The organism is Synechococcus sp. H55.7 (assembly GCF_047462395.1).
Lineage (GTDB): Bacteria > Cyanobacteriota > Cyanobacteriia > Thermostichales > Thermostichaceae > Thermostichus.
Map to the genome: position 1 here is coordinate 1 of NZ_JANSJD010000030.1, position 23,571 is coordinate 23,571.

18 protein-coding genes are annotated in these 23,571 nt (G+C 58.2%); 13 read left to right on the forward strand and 5 right to left on the reverse strand.

Annotated features, from left to right (window positions below; genetic code table 11):
• Positions 1-403: 403 nt before the first annotated feature.
• Complete coding sequence (gene glgB, locus NW851_RS12270; protein WP_414334996.1) at positions 404-2,695, reverse strand: 1,4-alpha-glucan branching protein GlgB; 2,292 nt, start codon at positions 2,693-2,695, stop codon at positions 404-406.
• Positions 2,696-2,738: 43 nt separating this feature from the next.
• Positions 2,739-4,289, reverse strand: a complete 1,551-nt coding sequence (locus tag NW851_RS12275) for a dihydrolipoyl dehydrogenase family protein (RefSeq protein WP_414338874.1) — start codon at positions 4,287-4,289, stop codon at positions 2,739-2,741.
• A gap of 164 nt (positions 4,290-4,453) precedes the next feature.
• On the opposite strand from NW851_RS12275, the gene tatA reads away from it, so the two are divergent.
• From tatA to NW851_RS12320, 9 genes are all read left to right on the forward strand, one after another.
• Positions 4,454-4,699, forward strand: a complete 246-nt coding sequence (tatA, locus tag NW851_RS12280) for a twin-arginine translocase TatA/TatE family subunit (RefSeq protein ID WP_414334994.1) — start codon at positions 4,454-4,456, stop codon at positions 4,697-4,699.
• Positions 4,700-4,904: 205 nt separating this feature from the next.
• Positions 4,905-5,729, forward strand: coding sequence for an anti-sigma factor domain-containing protein (locus NW851_RS12285; RefSeq protein WP_414334993.1), 825 nt, complete (start codon positions 4,905-4,907; stop codon positions 5,727-5,729).
• Between the two features lie 49 nt (positions 5,730-5,778).
• Positions 5,779-6,684, forward strand: a complete 906-nt coding sequence (locus NW851_RS12290) for a bestrophin family protein (RefSeq protein ID WP_414338878.1) — start codon at positions 5,779-5,781, stop codon at positions 6,682-6,684.
• A gap of 159 nt (positions 6,685-6,843) precedes the next feature.
• Entirely contained in the window at positions 6,844-8,112 is a 1,269-nt protein-coding gene (locus NW851_RS12295) for a metallophosphoesterase family protein (protein ID WP_414334991.1), read from the forward strand.
• Positions 8,113-8,114: 2 nt separating this feature from the next.
• Positions 8,115-11,711, forward strand: a complete 3,597-nt coding sequence (locus tag NW851_RS12300) for an AAA family ATPase (RefSeq protein WP_414338881.1) — start codon at positions 8,115-8,117, stop codon at positions 11,709-11,711.
• On the forward strand, positions 11,701-12,894 hold the full coding sequence (locus tag NW851_RS12305) for a DNA double-strand break repair nuclease NurA (RefSeq protein ID WP_414334989.1): 1,194 nt from the start codon (positions 11,701-11,703) through the stop codon (positions 12,892-12,894). The genes NW851_RS12300 and NW851_RS12305 overlap by 11 nt, the downstream gene beginning before the upstream one ends.
• The gene (locus tag NW851_RS12310) at positions 12,891-13,484 is read left to right on the forward strand and encodes a hypothetical protein (RefSeq protein ID WP_414334988.1); all 594 of its coding nucleotides are present in this window, start codon (positions 12,891-12,893) and stop codon (positions 13,482-13,484) included. Before NW851_RS12305 ends, NW851_RS12310 begins: the two co-directional genes overlap by 4 nt.
• A complete protein-coding gene (locus NW851_RS12315) occupies positions 13,484-15,208 on the forward strand; it encodes an ATP-binding protein (protein ID WP_414334987.1) in 1,725 nt (574 codons plus the stop codon). The genes NW851_RS12310 and NW851_RS12315 overlap by 1 nt, the downstream gene beginning before the upstream one ends.
• 199 nt (positions 15,209-15,407) lie before the next feature.
• A complete protein-coding gene (locus NW851_RS12320) occupies positions 15,408-15,977 on the forward strand; it encodes a hypothetical protein (RefSeq protein ID WP_414334986.1) in 570 nt (189 codons plus the stop codon).
• Between the two features lie 149 nt (positions 15,978-16,126).
• Here NW851_RS12320 and NW851_RS12325 read toward each other — a convergent pair whose 3' ends face one another.
• Both NW851_RS12325 and hisA read right to left on the reverse strand, forming a co-directional pair.
• Complete coding sequence (locus NW851_RS12325) at positions 16,127-17,317, reverse strand: M20 metallopeptidase family protein (protein ID WP_414338886.1); 1,191 nt, start codon at positions 17,315-17,317, stop codon at positions 16,127-16,129.
• Positions 17,318-17,438: 121 nt separating this feature from the next.
• Positions 17,439-18,224 (reverse strand): 1-(5-phosphoribosyl)-5-[(5-phosphoribosylamino)methylideneamino]imidazole-4-carboxamide isomerase, encoded by a 786-nt coding sequence (gene hisA, locus NW851_RS12330; RefSeq protein WP_414335765.1) that lies wholly within the window; start codon positions 18,222-18,224, stop codon positions 17,439-17,441.
• Between the two features lie 88 nt (positions 18,225-18,312).
• Here hisA and NW851_RS12335 point away from each other — a divergent pair, with 88 nt between their 5' ends.
• Complete coding sequence (locus NW851_RS12335; RefSeq protein ID WP_414338889.1) at positions 18,313-19,659, forward strand: 16S rRNA (cytosine(967)-C(5))-methyltransferase; 1,347 nt, start codon at positions 18,313-18,315, stop codon at positions 19,657-19,659.
• Positions 19,660-19,692: 33 nt separating this feature from the next.
• Positions 19,693-20,505: a TrmH family RNA methyltransferase gene (locus NW851_RS12340; protein ID WP_414335762.1), complete on the forward strand. Its 813-nt coding sequence runs from the start codon at positions 19,693-19,695 to the stop codon at positions 20,503-20,505.
• A 15-nt stretch (positions 20,506-20,520) separates the two neighbouring features.
• Here NW851_RS12340 and recA read toward each other — a convergent pair whose 3' ends face one another.
• Positions 20,521-21,648 (reverse strand): recombinase RecA, encoded by a 1,128-nt coding sequence (gene recA / locus NW851_RS12345; RefSeq protein WP_414338892.1) that lies wholly within the window; start codon positions 21,646-21,648, stop codon positions 20,521-20,523.
• Between the two features lie 266 nt (positions 21,649-21,914).
• Between recA and lgt the strand changes: the two genes are divergently transcribed.
• Together lgt and tsaE are read left to right on the forward strand one after the other, a co-directional pair.
• Positions 21,915-22,763, forward strand: a complete 849-nt coding sequence (gene lgt, locus NW851_RS12350; RefSeq protein WP_414338895.1) for a prolipoprotein diacylglyceryl transferase — start codon at positions 21,915-21,917, stop codon at positions 22,761-22,763.
• Positions 22,764-22,766: 3 nt separating this feature from the next.
• Positions 22,767-23,393, forward strand: coding sequence for a tRNA (adenosine(37)-N6)-threonylcarbamoyltransferase complex ATPase subunit type 1 TsaE (gene tsaE, locus NW851_RS12355; RefSeq protein WP_414338898.1), 627 nt, complete (start codon positions 22,767-22,769; stop codon positions 23,391-23,393).
• Positions 23,394-23,571: the final 178 nt, after the last annotated feature.

Here is a 23,571-nt window from a genome sequence, read left to right on the forward strand (position 1 = left end):
CTCCATAAAGCATCCTGTCGATAGCTGTATCCAGCCTACCGGTTCCCTGGACCGCGTTTACTCTAGCTCAGATGGGGCAGAGGAGCTGGAAAAAATCCCTTGCCGCCCGAGCGCGTTGTCTCCCTCGGCTCTTATCTTCTCACCGCCTGTTGCACGGGATCCCTGGCCTCATCCTGTGGCGGTGGGGGGCAACTCGGTGTAGCAACGGTACACGGTGCGGGTGCCTGGCTCTGACCCAACCGACTCACGGCGACGGCAGTTGCAGGAGCGGGTGGCTGCGGCCACTGCTGAAATCCTCACAAAACAAACCTGCCCCTAGTATCTTGAGTGTTATTCTTCCAATCCCCCAAAAACTGGATCCCAAGCCCTGTCCTCACAGATGCGCGGCAGGGCTGAGGGAATGTCAATTTTGGGACTCAGCCGGCTGCGACGGCTGCCATTTCAGCACCAGAGTAGAGAGGGGCGGCAGGCAAAGATCGAGGGAGTAGGGCAGGTTGTGGTAGGCCCAGTCATCCGTCCACTTGCCCCCCAAGTTGCCGACGCCGCTGCCCCAGAACTCCACCGCGTCGCTGTTGAGCAGCTCCCGGTAAAACCCTCGCTGCGGCACCCCAATGCGGTAATTCGGCCAGACCACCGGCGTAAAGTTACACACCACCACCAGCCATTCCTTGGGATCCTCTGCATAGCGGATGAACGAAACAATGCCGCGATGGTCGCTGCAGTCGATCCAGCGGAACCCTTCTGGCTTGGTGTCTTGGGTGTAGAGGGCCGGTTGCGAACGCAGCAGATGGTTCAAGCTGGCCACGTAGTGGCGCAGTTTGGCGTGGGGCTCATATTGCAGCAGCCCCCAGTCTAGATCTGCCCACACATTCCACTCGTTCCACTGGCCAAACTCCATGCTCATAAACAAGGTTTTCTTGCCGGGGTGGGTGAACATGTAGCCGTACAAAGCCCGCAGGCTGGCAAACTTATGCCAGTGATCCCCCGGCATTTTGCCCAGCATGTGGCTCTTGCCGTGTACCACCTCATCGTGGGAAAAAGCCAGCATGTAATTTTCGCTGAAGGCATACATGAGGCTGAAAGTCACTAGGTTGTGATGGAACTGGCGGAACCAGGGATCCATGCGGAAATAGTCCAGCATGTCGTGCATCCAGCCCATGTTCCACTTGAGGTTAAAGCCCAGCCCGCCCACATGGGTTGGCCAGGTTACCATCGGCCAGGCGGTAGACTCCTCGGCAATCGAAAGAGCGCCGGGGTAGTACTTAAAAATGAGGGTATTGAGCTGGCGGAAGAAGTCAATCGCCTCCAAATGTTCTCGCCCACCGTAGCAATTGGGGATCCAGTCTTTGCGGTCATAGTCCAGATAAAGCATTGAGGCCACCGCATCCACTCGGATCCCGTCGATGTGGTATTTCTCAAACCAAAAAAGGGCGTTGGCCACCAGATAGTTGCGCACCTCGTTGCGGCCATAATTGAACACTAAAGTGCCCCAACCTTTGTGTTCTCCTTTGCGAGGGTCGGCGTATTCGTAGAGGTGGGTGCCATCGAAAAAGGCCAGCCCATGCCCATCTTTGGGAAAATGCCCCGGCACCCAATCGACAATCACGCCAATGCCAGCCTGGTGGGCGCGATCGACAAAGTACATAAAGTCTTGCGGTGATCCGTAGCGGGAGGTTACCGCGTAGTAGCCGATTACCTGGTAGCCCCAGGAGCCGTCGAAGGGGTGTTCGGCTACCGGCAAGAGCTCGATGTGGGTAAAGCCCAGCTCCTTGACATAGGGGATCAACTTGTCTGCCAGCTCCCGGTAGGTGAGAAAGCGGGTGTTGGGCTTTTGATCCACCGACACCAGGTGCCCATCGGGGGACGGGTCTTCCGTGGAAGCGTGCATCCAGGATCCCAAATGCACCTCGTACACCGAAATCGGCGAGCGCAGTGGGTCGGTGGCAGCCCGTTTTTCCAGCCACTCCTGGTCGTGCCAGGTGTAGGTGTTGAGGTCGGCTACAATCGAGCCGGTTTTGGGTCGCACCTCCTGCTGAAAGCCATAGGGATCCGATTTTTCGTAGATATCCCCCCAGGAGGTTTTCACCTCGTACTTGTAGATGGCTCCTGGCCCAATGCCGGGGATGAACACGGCCCAGATGCCGCTTTCGCCCAGCCGCTTCATCTGGTGTTGGCGCCCGTCCCAGTGGTTGAAGTCGCCGATAACGCTGACATTGCGGGCGTTGGGGGCCCAGACGGCAAAGTGGACTCCCTGAACCCCATCTACGCTGATGGGATGGGCGCCCAGCTTCTCGTAAATGCGGTGGTGATTCCCCTCGTTGAAGAGGTAGCGATCCAGCTCGCCGATGTGGTTGACCTTCTCGATGGGAAAGCGATAGGGATCCTCCCATTCTTCTAGGTGCTGCCCCTCCGGATCCCAGACCCGTTGCGCCCGCAGAAAGTAGTCTGGAAGCGGCGTGCCAGGCGCAAAGCGCAGCTCAAACAACGTTTCCGGGTGCAGCGGCTGCATCGGGTGGGCCTGGCCGCTGGATCGTTCCACCAGCCAAACCTGTTTTGCATTGGGCACTAGGGCGCGTACCAACCAAAAAGATTCCCCGGCCTCTTCTATCTGCTGTGGCCCCAAAACGGCATAGGGATCCTGCCATTGATTGCAGACCAACTGACCCACTTGTTCGGCAGACAGGAAAAAGCCCATCGATGAAGTCTCAGCAAACGACTGATTCCAGTCTAGCGGCCTGTCAGCTCCAGGCCCGTCTCCAGGCGAAGAACCCTTGCAGGAAGTTCTGCAGGCGGGGATTGGCGGCCAATTGTTGCTTGCGGTACTGCAGGGCCACCTTGGCATTGACCTGCGAGCGGGTGGGGTAGATGTGGATCCCTGTCAGGGCAGAGACGGGCAGCTGCCGGCTCATGGCTAAGACCACCTCGTGAATCAGCTCGCCAGCCTGGGATCCCACCAGGTGGGCCCCTAAGATCTGGCCGTTGCGCCGGCAGATCACCTTGGCAAAGCCGAGGGGGGCCGCTTCTGCCTGGGCCCGATCCACCTCGGCAAACTCCTGTTTGAGCACCATCACGTCTTTGCCGTATTGCTGCCGGGCCTCGCTTTCCGTGAGACCCACCTGAGCCAGCTCCGGCTCGGTAAAGATGGCCCAGGGAATGACCTGGTAACGCGCCCGGCTGATGGGGAAAAACAGGGCATTGACCAGGGCCACCGCCGCCTCGTAAGCCGCCACATGGGTGAACTGCGGCCCGCCGATGACATCTCCACAGGCGTAGATGCGGGGGTTGCTGGTTTGCAGCTTGCTGTTCACCTGGATCCCTTGGGGGGTGTAGCGCACGCCGGCAGCCTCTAGCCCCAGCCCTTCCACATTCGGGATCCGACCGGCAGCCACCAAGATTTCCTCCGCGCGGATCACCGCCTCGCCTGCCTCGGAGAGCTGGCCGACGGCAGAGCCTGTGCCGGCCTTGAGGTAGAGCAATTTTTCCCCCTGCTCCTGGCCAGCGCGGACAGCGCGCACCTGGGTGAGGAGGCGGATCCCGTCTTGGGCCAACTGCTGCTGCACCACCTGGGCGGCCTCCGGATCTACTTTGGGCAGAATGTGATCGCGGCTGGCAATGAGGGTCACCTCGGATCCCAGACGGGCCAGCGCTTGGCCCAACTCACAGCCCACCGGCCCCGCCCCCATCACCGCCACCGATCGAGGCAGGCGGGTCAAATCAAAGATCGACTCGTTGGTCAGGTAGCCCGCCTCGGCCAGGCCAGGCAAAGGGGGAACCGCCGGACGGGATCCGGTGGCCACCACAAAAGCCCGCGCCCGCACTCGCTTTCCCGCCACTTCAAAGGTGCGCCCATCCACAAAGCGCCCCTTGCCAAACACCAGTTCCACCCCCAGTTGGCGGAAGCGATCTGGCGAATCCGCGTGGTTGGCAATGTAGCTCTGGGTGGCGCGAATATGTTCGTACACTTTGAGATAATCCACCGCGATCCCTGCTGGGCTGGGAGAAGCAACCCAGCCGGCGGCAACAGACCGGCGCAGCCGCTGAACCGTGTGGGCCACGCACAGGAGGGCTTTGCTGGGCACACAGCCATACCAGAGGCAGTCCCCGCCTAGGCGGTCGCTGGCCTCCACCAGCAGCACCTTGGCCTGCAGTTGGGCAGCAGCGCTGGCCACCACCAGACCCGCCGCGCCGGCGCCGATGACCACGAGATCGTAAGGGACAGACATGGCGTTTGGGGGTGAGAAAATGGCCAACGGCTGCAGAGCTGAGGGATCCACAAAAACTAGCTCCATCTTATCGATCTCCTCCCAAGTCGGCCCAGGAGCGGAACGACGACAAGCTCCTGCACCAGCCAAACCCTTTCTCCAAGGGAGAAGAACTTGCTAAAGTGAGACGGATCGATCCCTTCCTAAGCTGGGTTGGTCGGCTTGTCTTGTTTTTGGGGTTTTGGGGACTTATGGCTATCCTGCTGTCGAGCGAACCTATCCTGGCCGTGAGCATCTTCGGCATGGGCCTGCCAGAGCTGGCCGTGATTGGGGTGATCGCGGTGGTCGTGTTCGGCCCCAAGAAGCTGCCGGAGTTGGGCAGCGCCTTTGGCAAAGCGTTGCGCAGCTTCAAACAAGAGATGAACAACCCCAGCAGCGATGACGAACCTGTTGCCGGCACAGAGGCGGAGAAGGTGGTCGAGAAGGACGCCGCCTGAGGATATCCCCTTGTTGTGTAGAAGCTGATCCAATAAAGTCGCATGGCCGGGATCCCGGTTAAGAGATCCGTGCCAGCCATGACAAAATAGGCCAGCTTGCCGGTGAGCTGGCTCCAGGGCTGGTGTATATTTCTGAAAAAGCCGCCAGCCTGGCGCTACCGCTTGATCCAAAGCCGGGCCGGGCAGGCGCAGCCGATGGAGGGCTATGGCGGAGCCGACCGATTTCGAGCTGATGCGCCAGATCCAACTGCGGGATCGCCGCAGCCACTTTTTGCTCAAGGATCGCTACCAGAAGCGCCTGCTGGAGATCGCGCTGGCTACCCTCAAGCAGCCTCACCAAGCCGAAGAGGTGGTGCGCCAGGTGTTTGCGTTCTGCTGGAGACATGCAGAGGCCTTCGATCTGCAGCGGGATCGCTCGGTGGCTCTGTGGCTCTACGAGTTGACGGCCTTTCAAGCCCAAGAACGCTTGCGGCGCTGGAGCTGGTTGCCCGCCCCTGCCTCCATCCGGGTCGCACCTCCTTTGTGGCCGCGACGTCTTCTCTGGGGCGGCTTGGCAGCGTTGGGGATCTACGCGCTGGCCATAACGGCGGCCTACTGGCGGCTGGGATCCCAAATCGGGGGAGAGACAGTGGCCATTCAACGGCTCTACCAAGAGTGGCAGCGCCAACCGCAGGTGCAGAGAACCATTTTGCGGGATCCCAACTTCCGCAACCCCTTCCTGGTGCAAGCTCTCTGGTCGCCCCGTGCCAAGCAGGTGCTGCTCTTGGCTTCAGAAATGCCCCCTGCTCCTCTGGGCAGCACCTACCAACTGTGGCTGGAGTCGGATATGCAGGGAGGGGGACGACGGCTGGAAAGCGCCGGCACCTTCGCCGTCAACGCCGAGGGATCCCTGCAATGGCTCAGCCAACCCACCCCTTCCCAGCAGCCGACCCGCCTTTGGATCACCCTCGAACCGGCAGGAGGGAGCGAGTCGCCCACAGGCCCGCCTCTGTTGCAGAGCAACTTCTGGATCCCTGCCGCTCAGCCATGACCGGGAAAGACTGCAGGAATGGCTGTGGCTGTAGGATCAGGGGGCAAGCTTGCCGACATTACCCATGATTCGCCAATATCTCTCAGGAGAGGGGCTGCGTTGGTTTCGCCTGGCCCTGCAGTTGCAAGGCTCAGTTGTACCGGCAGTGCTGCCCCGCACCCTCGTCTGCAGCTTGGTTGGGGTGCTGGTTTCCGTTTTCTACAAACTGGGGCTGCCCCTGGCGTTGTCCTCGTTGGTGGCCTTTGTGCCCAACATCGTTCTGGGTTTGATGCTGGTATTTCGGACAAACACCGCCTACGAACGCTTTTGGGAGGGGCGAAAAGCCTGGGGAGCCGTGGTGAACAATGTGCGCAACTTAGCCCGCCTAATTTGGGTGGCCATTGAAGAAAAGCAGCCCGGCGATCGGGAAGAGAAAATCAAGATCCTCTATCTACTGCCCGCTTTTGCCATCGCCATGAAGCAACATCTGCGCCAAGAATTCTTGGCGGATGAGCTTCAGCCCCTCCTCAGCCCGGAGCAGTTGCAACGCCTCAAAAGCCTCAACCATCCCCCTTTGCAAATTGCCTTTTGGATCGGAGATTACCTGCAACGCCAATACCAAAGGGGCCGCGTTGAGGTCTACCAGCTTACGATCATGGTGGAGCAGCTCAACAGCATGGTGGAGGCGCTAGGGGCTTGCGAGCGCATTTTGCTGACCCCGATGCCCATGGCCTATGCCCTCCATCTGAAGCAATTGTTGTTGCTCTACTGTTTGTCTTTGCCGTTTCAGATGGTGGAGGGCTTGGGTTGGATGACCGGCCCGATTGTCGGGTTTCTGGCCTTTATGCTGTTTGGCGTTGAAGAGATTGGCATCGAAATTGAAAACCCCTTTGGCCGGGATCCCAATGACCTGCCCCTTGATAACATTTGCAACAAGATGAAGCACAATATCATGGATCTGATCAATTTCACCTAAAGAAACTCGCGGGAGCTGTTCATGGCGGGGTTGCCTCAGCCGCTGCCTACCCCTAGTGGAGATGCCCGCGGTGAACCCGATCATTTAGAGAAGGAGATCCCCATATCTGGGCGAGGTGAGTTTGCTAAACTGTGGGCAATTTGCCGAGGTGCTCTGGAGATGGCCTGCCCAAGCTGTACATTTTTGCACCTGGCCGATGTGCATCTGGGCTATGACCGCTACGACAGCCCGGAGCGGAGCAAGGATTTCTTTTTGGCTTTTCGAGATGTTGTCCGGCGTTATGCCATTCAAGATCCGGTGGACTTTGTGCTGATTGCCGGGGATCTGTTCGAGCATCGGCAGATTCAGCCCAGCGTTCTCAACCAAGCCCAGATCGTCTTACGCGAGCTGAAGCAGGCCGGGATCCCGGTGTTGGCCATCGAGGGCAACCACGACAACCGCCCCTATGGCGTCAAGACCAGTTGGCTGAGGTACTTGGCTGATCACGGAGAGTTGATCTTGCTGGAGCCGGAAGCCGGGGAACAGGGCCTGGAGCTACGCCCCTGGTCAGGTGGGCGGGGCGGGTATCTGGATTTGCCCTGTGGGGTGCGGGTGATCGGATCCCAGTGGTACGGATCGGCAGCCCCTAGGTCGATTGAACAGTTGGCGGCGGCCATTCGACAATTGCCCCCCGGCCCAGAACGGGTGGTGTTGATGTTCCACCATGGCCTGGAGGGCCAAATGGCCCGTTATCAAGGGGCTTTGCGCTACCGGGATCTGCTGCCTTTGCGGGAAGCGGGGGTGGGCTACCTGGCCTTGGGACACATTCACAAAAGCTATTCTGAGGGCGGGTGGATCTTCAATCCGGGATCCCTGGAGGCCAACAGTACCGCCGAATGGGATTTTCCGCGGGGAGCCTACCGCGTCCGCTGGGGAGATGGCCCGCCCCAAGCCGAGCTGCTACAAGACTACTATCAGCGGCCCCGCCGGCGGCTGTCTCTCGAAGCCAAAGGCCGAGAAACTCCCGAGCAAATGGTAGCGGCAGCCATTGCCCTGGCCAGGGGATCCCGTCTTCAGGAACACGAGATGGAGCCGATGGTGGAGTTGCGCCTGGTGGGGCAGGTGGGGTTTGCCAAGCACGAGCTGGACAGCCGCGCCCTACAGAAGCAGATTCAGCAGATTACCGGCGCCTTGCTCGTCCTGCTTCGCTTTGAGGCTACTCCCTTGGAGATCGGATCCGCTGCTCTTTCTCTGGAAGAAGAAGGACAAAGGCTACAAATTGAAGAGAAAATCTACAGGGATCTGCTGAGCAGCCATGCCCACTATCGCAAGCGCAGCGAAGAGCTGGCGCGGCTACTCCTGGATCTCAAAGCAAGAGTCTTAGATGGACAAGGCGAAGCGGAAGTATACGCTCACCTGAGGGACGCATTTTTGGGGGAAGAAGACTGACCATGCGGATCCTCTCTCTGGCTCTACAGAACTTCAAGTCGCACGAGGACGCCATCTTCACGTTTGAGCCAGGCATTAATGCCATTTGCGGAGAAAACGGAGCGGGCAAAACCAGCATTCTGGAGGCCATTGCCTGGGTTTTGTTCGACTACTGCCCCTACAGTCAAGAAGAAATCATTCGCTCTGGCGCCAGTGACGCGGTGGTGACCGTGCAGTTTATCTCCCAATGGGATCAGCGCACCTACGATGTTCGCCGCAGCGTTAGCCAGGGATATCGCCTCTTCGATCCGCAACTGAAGCAGCGCCTGGAGTATGAGCGCAAATCCGATGTACTGCCGTGGCTGAGGCAACATTTGGGCGTACCTGCCGGTACCGATCTGGCGCGGCTATTCGCCACAACGATTGGGGTGCCCCAAGGGACTTTCACAGCAGACTTTCTCAAAACAGGTCGAGATCGCAAAGAAGTTTTCGATCGCATCTTAAAAGTAGAGGAGTACCAGCAAGTAGCCAAAGATCTGTTGGCGGTCGAAAAATACAGCGAAGCACAAGTCCAGGCGATTCATCATCAAATTGAGTTGCTGCGTCAACAGCTACAGGAATGGGATCCGCTCCAAACCGAGCGGCAGAAAATCCAGCAAGAACTAGGTCATTGGCAAGGGCGCTTGAGTCAGTCGATTCACACCCTGGATCAGGCCAAGATTGAAATTGAGCGACTGGAGAAATTGCTGGAGCAAATCCAAACTTTGGATCACCGGATTGCCCAACTGGAGCAAAAGGGATCCCTGCTGGATGTATCTCTTAAGCAGGCGGAAAAGCTGTGGGAAGAAGCCAGGCAAGCCCAAGCACAACAACAGCAGTATCAAGAGGGATCCCAGCGCTTTTTGGCCATAGAAGCTCAGTTGCGGGAGCTGGAAAAACAGCAACAGCAGCGCTTGGAGTGGTTGAAACAACGCGATGCCTTGCTCTTGCAAAAGCAAAACATTGAAAACCAACTGGCCAGACTGCAAGAAAAGCTGAGCCAACAACAGCGCTGGAAGCAGGAGCTGGAGGAGCTGACTCCGCAAATTCAAGCCCAAGAAGAGCTGGAACATCAACAGATCTATTGGACTCAACAACTCAACACTTTGCTACAACTGCACCACGAATGGGAACAACTCCGGGCAGCATGGACAGCCCATGCCCAGCGGTGCCAACTCCTGCAAGATCGAGTGCAAGAGGCGGAGCAGGCACAGGTCATTTGTCAGCAGCATCAGACAGCCCACAACCGTTATCTGGAGCTGGAAGCCCTCATCGCCGATCAGGAAGCGCTGCGGCAAGCCCGACAAACCCTACTGGCTCAGCGGGAAACTTTGCAACATCAACTCCATCAACTAGAGCTGCGGGGATCCGAATATCAGCATCAGCTCCAGATTTTTCAAAAAATGGCGGCAGAAAAACTTGAGCTACAGCCTCTATGCGAACAGCAGACTGCCCTAGAGCAACGCCACTTCCAAATCAGCCAGAAGTTGGCTTCTTTTCAGACCCTGCGCCTTGAACTCAAACAACGGGAAACGGAACAGGAACAAGGCCAAGTTCAATTGGAACAACTCCAACTCCAACTGAGACAACGGCAGGCAGATTTGGATCGCGTAGCCGCCATTCCTACGCTCGAAGCTCAACAGGAGCGCCTGCAAACTCAGCTCAGCCGCATTGCTGCAGCTCGTCAATTTCAACAGGAGCTACAAGCCATCTTTGAGCAGGGCTCGAATTGCTTTGCTCAACAGCACCACAGCATCCAACAACTTCTGAGCCAATTGGAAGCGCAGCAACACAATTATCCCCAACTTCAACCTCTGTGGCAGCGGATCCCGGAAGTGCTTGCCCAATCTTCAGCGCTTAGCCAGCAGTTGCTCCAGTCCATCCATCACATTTTGCAAGATCTGGCTCCCCAAACTTCCGAACCCCAACTTCATCAGCAGTTGGCCGACATCCAAAAACAACTCAGGACTTTGCAACCCTTGCTCGGCCTAACCGCACAAATCCCCGATTTGGAAGCCCAAGTAGAACGGCTGCTGCAATTGCAAGCTGAACGGCAAAGCCAAATTGATGACCTTCACTGGAGCCTTGAGGCCGAGCCAACCTTCCTGCGGCAACAACAGGAAATCGGTCAGGCGCTCCAAGCCCTGGGGGATCCCAAGGGACAAATCCAACGTCTGGAAAAAGAGCTGAATGGCAAGCCCAGAGTGGAGCAAGAATACCAACAGCTCACAAAGCACATCCACCAACTCCAGCAACAGCTCGAAAATCTGGAACGACAGCTTGAGCCTTTTCGGGATCTAGAGGACAGAATTGCCGATTTGCGGGAGGAGCAAAAAGGCCATCGCAGCGGCTATGAAACCGTTATTCGCTTGCAGGCCCTTGCCCAAAGCTTGCCGCAACGAAAAGAGGAACTCAAAACCGCCCAAGCGCTACTGGAGCAGCTGCAAAAAGCTGGTCAAGAGAAACAGGCCCAAATTGACCAATGGGAAAGTGCTCAAGGTTCAAGGGATCAACTGCAGGCTCAAATCGAAAAAGCGGCTGAAGCCTTGAAATCTTTGGGGGATCCCAGAAGTCAAGCCGAGCGGCTCAAAGCAGAGTTAAAACAGGAAAAGCAGTATTTGCAAATGCAGGCCGAGTGTCTGCAGCAGCTTCGGGATTTGGAAGCAACGCTCGGCCCTATTGACGAGGCCCTATCCCAAACCGATCACCTGGATCGAGAGCTGGGATCCCTACAGAAACAACGTGAACGATACCGATTGGATCACGAGCATTATCTGCGGGCCGAGCCGATCGCCAAATTGCTTCCCGAACGGGAACAAAAGCTGGCCGAGCTAAGCGCCCAACAACAGGAGTTGCAAGCTCAACTGTCCCAACTGCGGTTGCAGCGGGATCCCTTGGCTGCTCTGTATCAACCACAGGAGCATGAGCGCCTTCGAGCCCTTTTGCAGACCACCCAAATCCAAAAAGCCGAAGCTCAAGCCCGGCTGGAGAGCTTAGCTCCTCAACTGAGCAAAATCCAGGAAAGGTTGCGGCAGCTGGAACAGGTCAGGGAAAGCCTAAAGCAGGTTGAGGCAGAAAAAAATGAGAAAGAACGCCTACATCGCTTTATCAAATTTAGCCGAGATACCTATAAAAAGGCTGGCCCTCAAGTTACCCAGCACTACCTGCAGCAGATCAACGATACCGCCGATCACCTCTTCCGCGAAATTCTCAACCGCTCCAACATCACCCTGACCTGGGAAACCGACTATGAGATCTGGGTTCAGGAAGCCGGCAGTCGTAAGCGACGGTTTGCCAGCCTTTCAGGAGGGGAGCAAATGTCAGCGGCCCTAGCGGTGCGCTTGGCTTTGCTCAAGGTGCTGGGGCAACTGGACATCGCCTTCTTTGATGAGCCCACCACCAATATGGACGCCCAGCGGCGACAGCGGCTGGCAGAGGCCATCACCAATTTGCGATCTTTTCAGCAGCTATTTGTAATCAGCCACGATGATACCTTTGAGCAAGTAACGGAGAACATCATTCGGGTGGAGAGGCACTCCGGCTCTGACCAGATGAGGAGGGATCCCACCTATGGTGTTTAGAGCCGACCGGATCCTGGCGGTACTGCAACAAAAGCGAGAAGCCTTTGCCACTTTTGATCAAGGGCTATCGGAGCGCAGAGAATGGTATCGGCAGGCCATGGAAAGCTTGTGCCAGTGGTCGAGTTTAGAGATTGCCGAAAAAATTGCTCTATTCTCTTTTCCAGGTGCTTTGCCCACTGAGGAATGGGATCGTTACTCCAGTTGGAAGATCCCTTTTGAGAAAGAATGGACTAACTATGAAGAAAGCTGTGAATGGGCAAGGTCGGTTATCAAAAACATTCCCACCTTCGCAGTAGACGGATCCCAGATTTATCCCAGCAAGGATCTGTCGATCCCAGTGGCCTTGGTGCAGATCGGCTGGTATGAGAATCATCACTCTGCCCAAGGCCTGTACGAAAAAGATATTCAAGTCGATGTACTGACTCCAAAGGATTTGGGATCCGATAGCAGCGGCGAGCCTAAAGAGCGCGTTGTCAACATGCGCCGCTTTCAAATGGAAACAGAAAAGCTGGTGGAATATATCCGGAGAGCTCAGCCTGGATCCCGAAAGTTGGCCTTTTTAGATGGGGCGTTAGTGGCTACCTTCGCGGAAGCTTTTGAGCCGGAAAGCCGAGATTTCTACGTACAGTGTTTACTCCAGGTGCTGCGGGCCAGCGAGCAAAACCGGATCCCCATCGTTGCCTACATCGACACCACCTATACCTCGGATCTGGTGACATTGCTGCGGCATTGCTTCGATCTTCCTGAAGCTCCTCAGCTCCACGATGCCCAATTGCTCAGCCCCTGGCTAGAGTGGGGGGAGCGCACGCCTTTTTTTATCTGCGCTCGTGGCGGCAGCCTCAACCCTCAAGATGGGATCCTCAACTCCTACCAAGAAATGCGGGAGCGGGTGGGATTTGTTTATTTGCGCACCAACAACAACTTCCCGGCCCGGCTGGAGATACCGGTTTGGGTTTATGAGGCAGGACTTTTGGACTGGGTGGTGGATCTGGTGCGCTGCGAGGTGATCATTGGAAGAGGCTATCCCTATGTGTTGGAGACAGCCGATCAAATAGCCGTCATTCGCAACGAAGATCGCAACCTTTTCCTGCGCCTGATGCAAGATTGGGCAAGCCGCGAGAAGCTCAGCCTCAGGTTATCTCAGAAAACGGTGAGTAAACTGCAGCGGAGGCGGGTTCGATGAGATTGGGCAAGGTGGTTCGCTCCAACAATCACTGCGACTACGTAGTGCAGGTGGATGACATCTTAGAAGTCAAGAATCCTCCCTCTCCCGACGACTATGGCTTTGGCAGCTTTGTTAAGCTGGAGAGCGATCAACGGCACTGGGCTGTGGGTCTGGTCTATAACACCCAAATTGTCAACCCACTCTTTCTCAACTCCGGCCCACGCCTTTCCAGCCAGCCGGATCCCTATTTTTCCCCTGATTTACAAAACGAGGTGCGCACACTGCTTTCGGTGGTTCTCATCGGAGCTTTGGACGAAGAGCGGGGCTGTGGCCGGCAAGGGATCCCGCGCGTGGTGGTGCCCGTAAACACACCCGTTTTTCGCATGAGCCAAGAAGAAATCCTACGTTTTCACCAAGATCCCCAAGGTCAAACCCAGTTTTCGTATTATGGATTGCTCTTGAGCAGCGGTGGCAACTTTGCTGACCACCTTATTTATCAAGTCTTGAACGATATCATACCCATGTTTTCCGATCCAGCCCAACAGCGGGCCCTGCAAATTCTAAGCAAAGAATTGGCCTGGAAAATGACCGTAGGAGCGATGCGCTGATGACCAAAAAAACTGTAGGGATGCCTCAGCCCTCTGAGAATGGGCGCTATCCAAAAGCTGTTTTCTCCTCTGATGAAGAGGCCCCAGAGGTAATCGGCACCGTCAAGGGCCCCGGTGAAACCCCCAACCAATATGTGTTTATCACTTCCAATACCCAAGCCGTAAGGGTAGGCGATTTTGTCTACTATGAAGTGCGGGATCTCCAGTCCCAAACCCTGCAAATCCTAGGCAAAATCAGCCAAGTCCAGCTTTTGGATCACATTCCCGATCGCATCTTTGCCGACACCGAGATCGATCCCAGCACCATTGTGGCTTTGGTGGGCTTTACCCATCCCAACCCAGAAATCTACGCAGTTACCGTCGAGGTCATCGGCTATTTTCACCGCGCCATGGGCTTTATTAACCCCCGTCGCCCTCCGGATCCCGGTGCCAAAGTCTTTTTGGCCTCCAATCGTCTGCTGAAATCGATTTTGAACAAACGGGATGAAACAGCCATTGGGGGCGCTCACTTGGGCAGTTTGCTGTTGCGCGATGAGGGAGCGGTGCCCGTGGTGCTGGATGTCAAGGAAATGGTTAGCACCCATCTGGCTATTTTGGCAGGGACGGGATCCGGAAAATCCTATACGGCGGGGGTCTTGATTGAAGAGTTGATGTTGCCCAAAAACCGGGCTGCTGTTCTTATTTTTGATCCTCATGGGGAATACCATACGCTGGCAGAGATGCAGTCCCACCCCAAGTTTTTGGGCGAAGACGGCTACCGCCCTAAGGTTAAGGTTCTCTCCCCACAAGAAATTAAGATCCGCGTGTCTTCTCTCAACTTTTTCGATATCCTTACCCTCCTGCCAGAGACCACCGACCGGCAGAAATCTTTCCTAGAGAAGGCTTTCCGCAAGGTTACCCAGTTTAATCCGGTACGTTGGACGATTCAGGATCTGATCGACGCCGTCAACGAAGCGGATTCCAAGGAAGATGGATCTCAAGGATCCTCAGCACCTGCCCTGGAGTGGAAGCTGGAGCAGATCGATCGCTCTCCCTATTTCAGCAATGTAGAACACCTGGCTCCAAAGGATTTGTTTGAGCCAGGGCAGGTAACCATCTTACAAATGCACGAGATTAGCCAGGAAGAGCAGCAGGTGATTGCCGCTGCTATTCTGCGCCAGGCCAATTACGCCCGCATTAACACCCATAAAGGCAAGATCCAGCCGGGGGATGAAAATTACCTGCCCTATCCTGTTTTTATCTTGTTGGAAGAGGCCCATCGCTTTGCCCCTGCCCACGAGCCTTCCCGCTGCAAGCAGGTGTTGCGCACCATCCTTAGCGAAGGACGCAAGTTTGGACTGGGAGTAGGTCTCATTACGCAACGCCCCGGCAAGTTGGACTCGGATATTCTGTCGCAATGCATGAGCCAATTTTTGATGCGAATCGTCAACCCTTCCGATCAAGAAAACCTGCGCCACAGCGTTGAGGCTGCCGGACGGGATCTGCTCCAAGAATTGCCGGCTTTGAGCAAGGGTCAGGTAATCGTCTCCGGTGTGTGTGTCAATACCCCTGTTCTGTGTAAAGTGCGGCAGCGCTACACCCAGCATGGTGGCGAAACCCTAGATATCCTCGGCTTGTGGCAAAATCACTTTCAGGCGCATCGCCAACGGGATCGCCTGGCCCAATCTGCTCCCCTTAAGCCACGCTCTCAACCACAGGTGATCGAAGGATTGAGCATTGAGTGAACGACCCCCGACCCTCATCTTCGTTGAGTCAACACAACATGGCCTACGCCACGCTGCGCGAACCGATAGAGTACGGGCTTCCCGCCGATTAAGCTAAAGCTCACCCAAGGCTGCGGGCCAGCTTGTTGAGCTTGCCGAGAGATCGGGAAGACAGGGATCCAGTTTGCTACAAGTAAAAAAGAGTTTTGCAGTCAGCAGAGTGAGAAAAGACGCTCTCTTGCGGGGTTGGGCTGTTATTGCCGCTGTGGCTCTACTGGGATCCGGCCCTGCCTATGCCCAGTTGCGGCTGATCCCTGAGGCGGCGCGGCAGGTCTACGCGGCCTTGCCAGATTTGCCGCTGGAAAATGGCTATACCCCCGTGAACCCCAATGACGGCGGCCCCGCGCCCGAGGAAGATACCTTAGTGCGGCGGATGATGGTCTACCACCTGCAGGTGGTCGGTCGCTCTCCTACCGACCGCTTTGACTGGCAACTGACGCTAGCGGACTATTTGGACGCCAATGAGCCGATAGTTGCCCAGCGCTACCCGGGTGCCGAGCGCCTGACGGTTAACCCCTATGCCCAAGACAAGGCAGCCGTGCAAGCCCTGACCCGGCAACAGCGACAGGCCCTGCTGCGGGCCATTCTGCTGGCCTTCGGCGGGGATCCCGATCCCAAGCCCCTGTACATTCCCACCGCCTTGAACCCTGTCCCCGCCCCGCCCACCCCAGAACCGCTGCAACGCTTGCCGATCCCCGGCGCTGGATCCGCCGACCTACTCCGGCCCTAGAGGCGACCCCTCACCCCCGGCCCCTCTCCCTGAGGCAGCCCTCACCCCCGGCCCCTCTCCCTCAGGGAGAGGGGAGCTAGGACTTGACGTAGCGAACGGCTTCGTCAGTTATATTCCAGTGGCCATAGCTTTTCTGGGAAGTGCTCCCCTCAGCCCAAAGTCTTTCCAGTGTAGTTTTCAATGCAGCGCAAGAACAGCTCCACGCCAATGCCGAGAGCAGCTTCATCAAAGTCAAAGCGGGGATGGTGATGGGGATAATCTAGTCCTTTGGCAGGGTTGGCGGATCCCAGGAAAAAGTAGCAGCCGGGCACCTCGTTGAGGAAAAACGAGACATCTTCCCCGCCCAGGGTCATCTCAGGAACGATCGCGGCTTCTGAACCAAACACCTGGCGGGCGGCTTGTTCTACCAGGGCTGCTATGGCAGGGTCATTGTGAACCGCCGGATAGCCCCGCTCGTACTGGAACTCGTAGGTGGCCCCGTAGGCTTGGCAAATGCCGGCCACGATTTCTTCAATACGCCTTGCCAGCAAATCCCGCACTTCCGGCTGAAAGCTGCGCACGGTGCCCCAAATCTCTGCCCTGGGAGCGATGACGTTGAAAGTATCGCCGGCCCGGAAGCGGCCCACCGTCACCACCGCCGGCTGCAGTGGATCCACGTTGCGGGAGACGATGGTCTGCAAAGCGCTCACAATGTGGGATCCGACCACAATGGCATCCACCGTCTGCTGGGGAAGAGCGGCATGGCCGCCCCGTCCAATGACCTCGATTTGAAAGCGATCGGCAAAGGCCATCGAGGGGCCACTTTTGACGCCAATGGTGCCCAGAGGACGGTTGTTCCACAGGTGTAAGCCGAGGATGGCTTCTACATCTGGGTTCTTCAGCACCCCCGCTTCCACCATTGGCTTGGCTCCGCCGGGACCTTCTTCAGCGGGCTGGAAAATGACTTTGACAGTGCCTCTGAGGCTTTGGCGCTGCTGCTGCAGCAGCTTGGCGGTGCCCAGGGCAATGGCCGTGTGGCCATCATGGCCGCAGGCGTGCATAACGTTGGGGATGGCGGAACGGTATTCGACTTCGTTGGCCTCGTGAATGGGTAGGGCATCCATGTCGGCCCGCAGCGCCAAAACCGGCCCTGGCTCTTCTCCCGCGATGGTGGCCACAATGCCGGTGTGGGCGATGCCGGTCTGGTGCGGGATCCCCCAACTTCTCAGGCGGTGGCTGATGTAGGCGGCAGTTTGCTTCTCTTGGAAACCCAGCTCTGGGTACTTATGCAAGTGGCGGCGCCAGGCCACCAACTCCGGCTGTAAGGCTTGAACGGCGGGGCGAAGGGCGGGAACTTCCATAAACGCCTAGACAAAAGTCAGCCTGGGGAAGAGCTTCCTTCCCAGTTGGTTTCCCAGAAGCTGTTTAGTTACATGTCGGTTTCATAGAGTATGGCAAAAATTTTGCCAGGGCTGTTTCTTCCTAGGCCCACCGGGATCCCGTTTCTGGCGGCAGATCTTGCCAGCGGCCCGGCCCCACGGCGCGCAACGCCTCCGGCAGGGAGATGGCTCCTGAGTAAAGGGCCTTGCCCAGAATGGCTCCGGCCAAACCCGGCAAGCTCAGCAGGGCAAGTAAGTCCGTCAGCGAGCCGATGCCCCCAGAGGCAATCACCGGCAGGCGGGAAACAGCCAGAACCTGCCGCAACTGCTCCAGGTTGGGGCCGGCCAGGGTGCCATCCCGGCCAATGTCGGTGTAGATGATCCCGGCAGCCCCTTGAGCTTGTACCCGTTGCACCAGTTCGGTGGCCGGCAGGGGGGTGGTGTTCAGCCAGCCGCGGGTAGCCACCTGCCCTTGGCGGGCGTCAATCCCCACCCAGATGCGTCCTGGCAAGGCCTGGGTCATCGCCTCTAGAGTGTTGGGATCCTCCACAGCGACAGTGCCGACGATCACCCGATCTACCCCCAAGTCCAGCAACTGCCGCGCCTGTTCGAGAGATCGGATCCCGCCCCCCACCTGCACCGGGATGGCCAGTTTGCGGACGATGTCTGCAATGATGGGCAAGTTAACCGGATCCCCGCTTTTGGCCCCGTCCAGGTCTACCACGTGCAGGCGAGGCGCCCCTTGGGCAGCCCAGATTTCTGCCTGCTGGATGGGGTCGGCGGCCACCTGTTCCGCCTGGGCGTAATCGCCTTGGTAAAGACGCACGGCGCGGCCCTGCAAAAGGTCGATGGCGGGGATCACCTCGAGAAAGACACTGGCGTGAGGCATGATGGGATCCCTGGAGAAGAGCTTTTCCAGTATCGCCCAGCGGGGATCCTGGACAAGGGCAGCGGATAGGAAAACCTTTGGGGCGACCATGAACGCGCGTCAACTGGCCCTCTTGGCTCTGCAGAAGATCGAGCGGCAAAACGCCTACGCCGACCTGGTGCTGGAGCACCTGTTGGCCCATAGCCGCCTGATCCCCGCCGACCGGCACCTGGTCAGCGAGCTAGTGTACGGCATTACCCGCCGTCGCCGCACCCTTGATGCCCTGATCGACTGCTTTGCCCGCCGCTCTGCCTACCAGCAACCGCCCGACTTGCGGCTGATTCTGCACCTTGGCCTTTACCAACTGGCTTTTCTGGATCACATCCCCCCCAGCGCCGCCATCCACACCAGCGTGGAATTGGCCCGCCAGGTGGGCCTGGGATCCCTGACAGGGGTGGTGAACGGCATCTTGCGTGCCTACCAGCGGCAAGCGTTGGATGGGTCGGAAAAGGATCCCTTCAAGCCCTTACAGGACACGCTGCCCACGGATCCGATTCAGGCCTTGGGGATCCGGCACAGCTTTCCCGACTGGCTGGTGCGCCTCTGGTGGGAGCGCCTGGGGCCAGCTGAGACCGAGCAGTTGTGCGCCTGGTTCAACCGAGCGCCCCACCTGGATCTGCGGGTTAACCCGCTGCGGGCAGATATGAACAAAGTCATTCAAGCCTTGGCAGAAGTGGGGATCCCCGCCTCACCCATCCCTGAGGTGCCGGGCGCCCTGCGGCTAGAGCGGCCTGCCGGCGATATCAGGGCCCTGCCGGGCTTTGCCCAGGGCTGGTGGAGTGTTCAGGATGCCAGCGCCCAGCAGGTGGTGCATTGGCTGGATCCCCAGCCAGGGGAACGGGTGATTGACTGCTGTGCCGCCCCCGGCGGCAAGACCACCCACATGGCCGAGCAGATGCAGGATCGCGGCGAGATCTGGGCCCTGGATCGCCATCCCCACCGCCTGCGGCGCCTAGAGGAAAATGTGCAGCGCTTAGGCTTGCGCTCGATCCGTCCCCTGGCCATCGACCTGTTATCCCTGAGCGCCGCTGCCGAACCCCCCGCACCCCTGCCCCCCTGGCAGAGCGCCGACCGGGTGTTGCTGGACGCTCCCTGCTCCGGCCTGGGAACTCTGCACCGCCATGCCGATGCCCGCTGGCGCCAAACCCCCGATCAGGTGCAGGAGCTGGCCCATCTGCAGGGCCGGCTGTTGCAGGTGGCAGCCCGTTGGCTCAAGCCGGGCGGACTGTTGGTGTACGCCACCTGCACCCTGCATCCTGCCGAAAACGAGGCGGTCATCCAGTCTTTTCTGAACCGGCATCCCCACTGGGCTGCCGAAGGGGATCCCCTGCTCATCTGGCCCCATCGCCAGGATCGGGATGGATTTTTTATCCAACGGCTGCGCCGCTGCGATTAAGCCTTCCCCGTTCCATCTCTCCTCTTCCTCCGCATGGCTTCTGAGCTCCTCACCAGCCCAAAAAACCCTTGGATCCGGCAGTTGCGGCAGTTGCACCGCAGCAAAGGCCGGCGGGAACAGGGCGCCTTCTTAATAGAGGGATCCCACCTCCTCGAAGAGGCGCTGGGGGTCGGCTGGCCTCTGCGAGCTGTCTGCTACACCTTCGATTGGGCCGAGCGTCATCCCCAGTTGTTGGCCAGCCTGCCCCAGCATCTGCGGCGGCAGGCCGTCAGCCTAGAAGTGATGGCGGCCCTCTCTACCACCGAGTCTCCGGAAGGGGTTGTAGCTGTGGCCGTTAGCCGGCAAATCGCCTCCCCTCCCCCAGAGGCGTTGCGCCTGGGCTTGGTGGTCGAAGCCCTGCAAGATCCAGGTAATTTGGGATCCCTGATCCGCGTCGTGGCGGCCACCGGAGCTGATGGCCTCTGGCTAAGCGCAGACAGCGTCGATCCGGAAAACCCCAAAGTCCTGCGGGCCTCCGCCGGCCAGTGGTTTCGCCGCCCGCCGCAAGTCTTGCCCGACCTGCCCACCTGGATCCAGGCCTGTCGTCGCCAAGGGATCCAAGTTTTGGCCGCCACCCTCTCCCCTCTGGCCACCTGCCATTGGGATCACGACCTCACCCGGCCAACCCTTTTTCTCTTGGGCAACGAAGGGGCTGGCCTAAAGGCATCCACCATCCAGCAGGCCGATGCCCAGGTGCGGATCCCGATGGCCGAGGGCGTCGAATCCCTCAACGTGGCCATGACAGGGGGATTGCTGCTCTACGAAGCTTTGCGCCAGCGGCGAGCCCAGTTGAGAGACACAGCTTAAAGAGCCGCCCTCGTTTCACAACTCCTCATCTGCAAAGATGGGGGCCTCAATCTCTTCCTGCTCTCCCTCCTCCATCCCCCCCAGTCGGCTGGCAGAAACCGTTACCCCTGCAGAAAGTTTTTCCCGCACAGCCGCTTCCACCTCCGCCAGGATCTCCGGCTTTTCTTTCAGGTAAACGACCAGATTGTCTCTCCCTTGGGCCACATTCTCCTCTTTGTAGCTGTACCAGGAACCGCGTCGTTTGAGAATGCCCATCTCCTCAGCCAAATCGACAATGCAGCCGATGTTGGAGATGCCCTGGCCGAAGATGATGTCAAATTCTGCCCGCCGGAAGGGGGGAGCAACTTTGTTTTTCACCACCTTGACCCGCGCTCGGATCCCGTATTCTTCAGCACCTTTTTTTAGAGTTTGCACGCGGCGAATATCCAGCCGCACCGACGCATAGAACTTGAGGGCATTGCCGCCGGTGGTGGTTTCCTGGGGGCCGTAGCCCATGCCGCCGATTTTGGAGCGCAACTGGTTAAGGAACAGAACAATTGATCCGGTTTTGCTGACGTTGCCGGCAATCTTGCGCAGTGCTTGGCTCATCAGGCGGGCCTGTAGTCCCATGTGGGCATCTCCCATATCCCCCTCGATCTCGGCGCGGGGAACCAGCGCTGCCACCGAGTCCACCACCACAATGTCCACAGCAGCAGATCGCACCAGTTGATCGACGATCTCCAAAGCTGCCTCCCCCGTGTCTGGCTGGGAGATGAGCAGATTCTGGATATCCACCCCCAAAGCTGCTGCATAAGTGGGATCCAGCGCGTGCTCGGCATCCACAAAGGCGGCTGTTCCCCCTCGTTTTTGCACCTCGGCAATGGCGTGCAGAGCAACCGAGGTTTTCCCAGAAGATTCCGGCCCGAAGACTTCGATGATTCGCCCCTTGGGGTAGCCACCGCCCATGGCCAAGTCGAGGGTGATAGCGCCGCTGGGTATGGTCTCCACCCGCATCTGGGCCGCATCTCCCAAGCGCATGATCGCCCCTTTGCCGAAATTGCGCTCGATCTGGCCCAACACTTGATCCAGAGCTTTGCGTTTCTCCGACTTCAACTTGTCCAAGTCGTCTCCATTGTTCACGGCAGAAGCTTTGCTTCGGGTCATGGCCAGCACCCTCCCCCAGGAGTTGCGGTGGAAAATCGAGCCTGCATTCTAACATTGTCGCCTTGTTGCCCTCAGCGGATCCCTCTCCTCTGTATCTCCCTCCAATTGCAGTCAGCTCGCACCTTGCCTCAGTTCCCAGCTCCCCTCTCCCTTAGGGAGAGGGGCTGGGGGTGAGGGTAGCTCCCTTAGGGAGAGGGGCTGGGGGTGAGGGTCGCAGAATAGGTAGAGTGAGCTAGAAAGACCAGTTCAGGAATACCGCCGTGCTCATGACCCTGGTGTTGCAATCCCCCGGTCCAATTGTGTTCACCTGGGGCCCCTTCAGCCTGCGTTGGTATGGCCTGCTGATCGGCTTAGCCATGGTGCTGGGCTTGCTCCTGGCCCGCCACCTGGCGGCACGGCGCGGTCTTCCCCCCAATTCCATGTCTGATCTGCTGCTGTGGCTGGTAGTGGGATCCCTGCCCCTTGCCCGTTTTTACTACGTGGCTTTTGAGTGGGAGCGATATCGAGATGGCCCTTGGTGGAAAGTCCTGGCCCTCTGGCAGGGGGGGATAGCCATCCATGGCGCTTTGCTGGGGGGCAGTGCGGCACTTTACCTATTTGCCCGCTGGCAGCGGCTGAACTTCTGGCTGCTGGCCGATTGCATCGTTCCTTCCCTCAGCCTTGGCCAGAGCATCGGTCGCTGGGGCAACTTCTTCAACAACGAGGCCTATGGAGAGGTTTTGCCTCCGGATAGTTCTCTGTGGATCCAGCTACAGCTCCCCGACGGATCCCGTGTGCATCCCACTTTTCTGTACGAGTCCCTCTGGAACTTGGGCCTCTTCGGGATCCTGCTCTTTTTGAGCTATCGGCGTCAGCCTCCGCCTGGTAGCCTCCTGGGTCTCTACCTGCTGGGGTATAGCCTTGGACGCTTCTGGATCGAGGGGCTGCGCACCGACAGCCTCATGCTGGGATCCTTGCGAGTGGCCCAGGGAGTGAGCCTGTTGCTCATCGGAGCTGGCTTGGCCGTGATGCTGACCGCCCAAAGACGTGCTTCTGCTCACCTAAGCCCAGTGAGGCCCTCACCTGATCTCTCGACAGGGATCCCCACCCCTGAGCACCCCTCGAAGGAGCCGTAAGCCATGGCGAGCGCACGAGATGAAGAGCTTTGGCAACAAGCTTCTCCTCTGGTGTTGCCCTCTGCCGCTGCCACCCAATCGCTGGCGGCCCTGGTAGCCCAGGCTGCCGTTCGCCTCCTTGACTCTTCAGGCCAGCAACACAACCCCCAGGGCAGGAGCAGGATAAACCCCCCTCCCAGCCTAGTGATCCTTCTAGAAGGGAACCTGGGCAGCGGCAAAACCACCTTTGTACAGGGCCTAGGCCAGGGCTTGGGGATCCCTGAACCCATCGACAGCCCCACCTTCGTGCTGCTCCAGGAATACCACACCGGACAGATCCCTCTTTTTCATTGCGATCTCTACCGTCTGGGATCTCCCTCTGGCGGAGCCGAGTCCTCAGCTCTCGACGATCTGGGGCTGGAAGAACTTTGGAGCCAAGCTGGGATCACCGCCATCGAATGGCCTCAGTACCTGCCCTACTTGCCAGCAACCTACCTCTGGCTGCACCTAGAACCCGATCCTCAGGCAGAGGGATCCCGCCTGCTGTACGCCAAGGGCAGGGGATCCCAGCTCGCCCACCTTTGGCAGCAAGTTCTCTCTCGATTCACCCAGCAAGACCCTGAAGAGAACGGGATTCTCTTCTCCTCCTGAAAAGGGATCCCGAACCCACATGGACTTACCCTCAACCCAAGCAGCCAGAACTCGGCCAACTGTCAATATACAAACAGTTTCTATTCTTTCCTTTTTCCCTATCTCCGCCGAAAAAACTTTGAGTTATCTCTTGACGGGATGAGTTTATGGGGGTTAGGGTAGTAAAGCGCTGATGAGG